The organism is Shinella sp. BE166 (genome assembly GCF_051201095.1).
Taxonomy (GTDB): Bacteria; Pseudomonadota; Alphaproteobacteria; order Rhizobiales; family Rhizobiaceae; genus Shinella; species Shinella lacus.
In genome coordinates, this window is the sequence record NZ_JBPEHL010000055.1 from 1 (window position 1) to 4,001 (window position 4,001).

Below are 4,001 nucleotides of genomic sequence, written 5' to 3' on the forward strand. Positions count from 1 at the left end.
ACGCTTAAAATCTTCGCTGAAATTCGATTTGCTCATGATGCTCTTCCTGCCTCAAAATTAGGAAAGAAGGCGTCTACAAATCTAGGGGCTATTCATTGTTTATGCCACGGAAGCCCTCAATGCTCAGACCTTCCAGAAACCAGCCAGTGGGACCGGCAACGGGCGGAACTGCCGCAGCTGCGGTTGCGCCAGTCGCCGCAGGCGTGGGCGCAGTGGTTTGCTGTGCGGCAGCGGCTTCCGCATCAAGGATCGCTTGGAACATAGCATTCCAAACGGTCGAGGACGTATAGGTTTCATCGCGGAGGACCGGGTAGAAGGTCGTGAGCTGTGCGCTCAGGGCCGCGTCATGCAACCCGAGATGCATTTTGAACTTGGTGAGGTTGCTCTCCAGGTCAGCGTTTTCATCGAAGCCAAAGGCTGCCGTAACCGCCATGCTCCCCTCCCCCATTGTTTCACTGAACAATTAGCGGAGAAAGCGTATCTTGTGCAACAGCAACCTTAAATAGATCAGCGAAGCCCAAAGGTATTTGGGTAACACTTTGCCGCTCGCAGCAGCACCGCCGCTGCCACTGGGTGGTAGGCCAGGTTGGAATGTGCGACATATTCAGGAGCGTTGAGGAGGGGGGAAGAGAAATGGCGATTGCGTGCCTAGGTTGGGGATCGTTGATCTGGGATCCACGCGAGCTTCCTATCCGCCAAGGGTGGTTTGACGATGGGCCGCTGCTGAGGGTGGAATTTACGCGCCAGTCGAACGACGGGCGCATAACTCTGGTGCTGGAGCCGACAGCACCAGAGGTGCGATCGTTCTGGGTTATTATGGACACGGACGATTTGGCGCTCGCGAAACGGCAGCTGATGGCGCGCGAGGGGACGAAGAACGGCGACTGGGTGGCGACATGGTCGAAGGGCGGAGCCGCGCCGGAGGCGCTGCCGAGCCTACCGGGCTGGGCCTTCGCGCATGGCGTGGAAGATGTGTTGTGGACGGCACTGCCCCCGCATTTCGACGGACAATCGGTGGCCCCGACCATTGAGCAGGTCGTCTCCTACTTACAGGGGCTCGAAGGTGCAAAGAAAGACGAGGCCGAACGCTATATCCGCCATGCGCCCCGGCAGATCGACACCCCGTACAGGCGGAGGGTCGAAGCCGACCTTGGGTGGACGGCCCTGCCATAGGGCACTGCATGCGCCATGATGTCCCCATCTTGCGCAACGGGGAAGTGATGAAGCGGGATGACTGTTTCCGAGCGAGGGCGACGAGCGTCGTTGTGGCCGAAATGGCGGGCGCAAAGCAGTCATTCTGCGCTTTGCTGCAAAGCTGCCTTTTAAATACCGACACAACGCACCCAAGGCCAAGATCAGATCTTGTGATGTGAAAGGAATCGAACCTGCGCCCCCTCAATTGAGGGAGAAACTCAAAGTTATCTCATTGATATCCCTGCGATTTCGGTAAAACTCTGTTAGACGAACAGACTTGCACACTCAAATCCGTCTCAATCTCTTCGAGTTGGTCGCGCCACCAATATATAGCCTCTCGCAGAAGCTCATGACCATCCATGTCCAGAGTGTCATGAAAAAGGCCATGACCATCAACTTCGACGCCAAATTGGTAAGCCGTCAACAGATTGTTGCGCTCGTCCTCAATGAAGTCCCAAAACACCCAATGGTGCGCTCTCTGCGCCTTCCATTCTGCCCATTTGGCATCGATGGTCACTTTGTGGGCGGCCGAGATGTCGATATCAACTTTAGCCAATACATGACCAATAACGCGGAGCAACGTCACTTGGCTCAACCACATCATTCTCCATTCCGGATGTTCGTCGTCAATCTCTTGATGGTTGAATGAGAAGTAAATTCCTAAAACTTCCCAAAATGGCTCCCATGCTGCGAGCGTAGTCCGGCCGATTTTCTTGACAAACAAATCGTCGCGCCCGTTAGCGATATATCTTCTCATTGCATCCCCAGGATTGCTCGGCTTCCTGCTTTTTACGAGAATATGTCGATCATTGTTTTCTTTTCCCGTCGCCTCTTCTTTCACCTAGCAATGGAACAGCAATGGTGGTTTTGGAGCCGATGTATTGGCGGCTCGGCTTTTGCACTGAAAAATTCTTCGTTCTTCGACTTAGCGTTGAAACAGGTACGCCAAGACGATATGCAATCTCTGGGCGAGGGGATAAAGTGCTACCAAAAGTTAGGCTGCTGCAGATTGGCGATATTCACCTAGTTTCCAACGCTGGCAACAAGGCCTTCGTGGACGACAAGGACACCACGTTCCCGCTGAATCTGAAAAACATCATTTCGCGCAGCCCAATCAAAACCGTCTTCCGGCGCATCTTTGAGATCATCAAGGAACAGGATATTGACGCCGTCCTGTTCATGGGCGATCTGACTGATTACGGCAAACTCGACGGCTATGAAGCCTGCTCAAAATACATTGCTAGCGCACTGCAGCTCGGCTCAAAAGGTCTATATCGCGATATTCCAGTCGGCATTGTTCCCGGAAACCATGACATCAACCGCACCCTGGCTCTTAAACCCGGGATCAGCACGAAATTCACGCCTTTGGTGGAAGCCCTAACTGGTGCCGGCCTGCCCCCCTTGCCCGTCAATAAGGCGATGCATCGATCAGTCGAAAAAGGCAACGCTCGTATCGAGCTCTTTCTTCTCAACAGTTGCTGGGGCTGCGGTGAAGAAAGCTACATTCCGCCCGAATTTCGCAGCCAGATTGCTGCAGCAATCAAAACGGTGATGGGCGGGCCTGACTCCGACGCCGCGATTAAGGCGTATTATGATCGCCAGTTAGATACGCCAGCGTTCTCGGAGGAAACGATTGAAAGCGTTGTGACGAAAATGGAAACCCTTTCGGGCGCCGCTATGCCAGTGCTGGTCGCTCATCATAACCTGCTTCCGCAACGACGACCGCGGCTCGCTCCTTACACTGAGCTCGTTAATGGCGGCGCGCTGCGTGGCGCCCTCGGCGAGCTCGGACGGCCGGTGATATATTTGCACGGCCACATCCACGAGGATCCTATCGAGGTGCTGCAGCTTCCAGGCGGCTTTCCCGTGGTCTCGATCAGCGCACCCGATATTCCCAAAGGCTTCAATTTGATCGATGTTCTGTTCGGAGAGAATGCAGTGGCGCTTGCCTGCCACGTCACACCCTATAGGGTTGACAAATCAGGGATTTTGAAGCGCGAAAACACGATTTCAATCGCCCTAAACAATGGACGCAAGCGGAGCTCCGATCGCAACACCGGCATTATCTACGGAAAGATTTTGGAGGTCGGTCAAATATACTGGGCCGAACTGACCAAACATTTTCTCGATGAGGCGCACGGCTTGGACGAACAGCGCCTGACGATCATTGTCGAGCAATTGCAGGCTGAAGGCAGTATCATGATCGACAACTACGATCTATCGCCGACGCACTGGATTTTGAGAGCGGAGAAGTAGGGTGGCAGCCGTGGTGAACCCTTTCCGGCCGACGCGATGGGAACATGAGAGTTCAGGCTCTCCCCTAATATGGTTCACTCCAACAGCCGCGCATTTGGCGGCCGATAAGTCAGTTTTCGTTTATGGAAGCAGAGGGAGTGGCAAGACCACCCTTCTTAGGAGCATTTGCTGGGAAGATCTGCTGTCCAACCCTTCTCTGCGAATCCAGAAGACCATCTCCGACTTCAACCACATCGGTGTCTATATACGCTTGCCGGACCACGTTTCGGGCTCAATGGGCTATATGCGCTGGTCCGAAATCTTTCCGGATTCGCCGCGCCCCGACTACGAATTCTTTCGCTTCTATTCTCTTGCGCTCGAGTTAATCGCCGTGGAGAAAGCGCTCTCAGCTGCTCATACCTTGCGCGTCGAGAGCATTTTGACCCTTTCGGCGAGTAGCGAGCTTTCGATCGTAGCGTGTTGGTTTCCACGCAGAACTGAGCCGGTTTTTCCACCGAGAAGTGAGCCACCTCTGAGTATGGTTTTCTGATCAGGACTTGGTCAAGGGGTTG

5 protein-coding genes are annotated in these 4,001 nt (G+C 54.2%); 3 read left to right on the plus strand and 2 right to left on the minus strand.

From position 1 onward, the window contains the following. Positions 1–88: 88 nt before the first annotated feature. Positions 89–433, minus strand: a complete 345-nt coding sequence (locus tag J2Y63_RS35230; protein ID WP_435269812.1) for a hypothetical protein — start codon at positions 431–433, stop codon at positions 89–91. A gap of 230 nt (positions 434–663) precedes the next feature. Here J2Y63_RS35230 and J2Y63_RS35235 point away from each other — a divergent pair, with 230 nt between their 5' ends. Then, entirely contained in the window at positions 664–1,173 is a 510-nt protein-coding gene (locus J2Y63_RS35235) for a hypothetical protein (protein WP_435269813.1), read from the plus strand. Between the two features lie 250 nt (positions 1,174–1,423). Here the strand turns inward: J2Y63_RS35235 and J2Y63_RS35240 are convergent, their stop codons facing one another. Further along, a complete protein-coding gene (locus J2Y63_RS35240; RefSeq protein WP_435269814.1) occupies positions 1,424–1,951 on the minus strand; it encodes a hypothetical protein in 528 nt (175 codons plus the stop codon). 101 nt (positions 1,952–2,052) lie between these two features. Between J2Y63_RS35240 and J2Y63_RS35245 the strand changes: the two genes are divergently transcribed. Further along, positions 2,053–3,450 (plus strand): metallophosphoesterase family protein, encoded by a 1,398-nt coding sequence (locus J2Y63_RS35245; RefSeq protein WP_435269815.1) that lies wholly within the window; start codon positions 2,053–2,055, stop codon positions 3,448–3,450. 13 nt (positions 3,451–3,463) lie between these two features. Then, the gene (locus J2Y63_RS35250) at positions 3,464–3,979 is read left to right on the plus strand and encodes an ORC-CDC6 family AAA ATPase (RefSeq protein WP_435269816.1); all 516 of its coding nucleotides are present in this window, start codon (positions 3,464–3,466) and stop codon (positions 3,977–3,979) included. The last annotated feature ends 22 nt before the right edge of the window (positions 3,980–4,001 follow it).

Excerpts from the sequence above, each read along its gene's own strand:
- J2Y63_RS35230 (WP_435269812.1), bottom strand. The coding sequence starts at position 433 with ATGGCGGTTACGGCAGCCTTTGGCTTCGATGAAAACGCTGACCTGGAG.
- J2Y63_RS35240 (WP_435269814.1), bottom strand. The coding sequence starts at position 1,951 with ATGAGAAGATATATCGCTAACGGGCGCGACGATTTGTTTGTCAAGAAA.
- J2Y63_RS35245 (WP_435269815.1), top strand. The coding sequence starts at position 2,053 with ATGGTGGTTTTGGAGCCGATGTATTGGCGGCTCGGCTTTTGCACTGAA.